This window comes from Bacillus sp. JST-5, from assembly GCF_057747715.1.
The window spans coordinates 1-785 of the sequence record NZ_JBYLHW010000165.1 but is presented as its reverse complement, the minus strand read 5'-3'; the positions used below and the strand labels follow the sequence as shown (position 1 = coordinate 785).

Here is a 785-nt window from a genome sequence, read left to right as displayed (position 1 = left end):
ATCTATCCGCCTCATTTACTCGATATGACCTTCGACAGAAAGAGCTTTGTTTTGTTATGCAAACTCACTCAATCATATCTAGCCTTATATGAGGTTCGTGTTCCTCGGACCGGTGTTTTGCCTCCAGCTTCCTTCAGATTCCGCGTCACCACGGACACCCTTGCTCTTGGCTAACCTCTACTTCTGTCTTCGGGGTTCGGGACTTACACCCTATAGTTCATGTACATGCCGGGCGCACATAAAAAACAGGAACCTGTATAATCATTACAGGTTCCTGTTTAATTTTGATATTTTTTTACTATTTCTTGAAGTTTTAAGGCTGAACCTATTTTTCCTTCAACCTTTAATCCTCCAGTCATAAATGCCATTGTTGTATTTAATTCATCTTTTAATAATTTTGAAAAGTTTTTCTCACTCATACTTAAAGTTACTTCAGCATCATATTCATTTCCTTCTATAACTTCTACATTCCCATCCTTTAAAATAATTTGAAAAGACCCACTTTCTTCTAAATTTATTTGAAATATTCTATTTTTTTCACCTATTATATGCTCTGGATTTTGATTTATTTTTTGTACTAGTGTTTGTAATTCTTCCAAAACTGTCATGATTCTTCCCCCTATAATTTTCCTTTTTTTAAAAATAACATATTTTCAGAAAATTAAACAGTTGGTAAAAGCAATATTTCATTTATTTATTTGTAAATATGTAGAGTAGAAAACTGATTTCAAAGGGACAGCTCATGCTGTCTCTTTTACTCTCAGCTTCCCCTCATCAAACCGTAC

Annotated in this window: 1 protein-coding gene; it reads right to left on the bottom strand. The window is 34.0% G+C overall.

The window, feature by feature from the left end:
* Nucleotides 1-278: 278 nt before the first annotated feature.
* Nucleotides 279-608, bottom strand: a complete 330-nt coding sequence (locus AC3ASS_RS14380; RefSeq protein ID WP_488284171.1) for an SCP2 sterol-binding domain-containing protein — start codon at nt 606-608, stop codon at nt 279-281.
* Nucleotides 609-785: the final 177 nt, after the last annotated feature.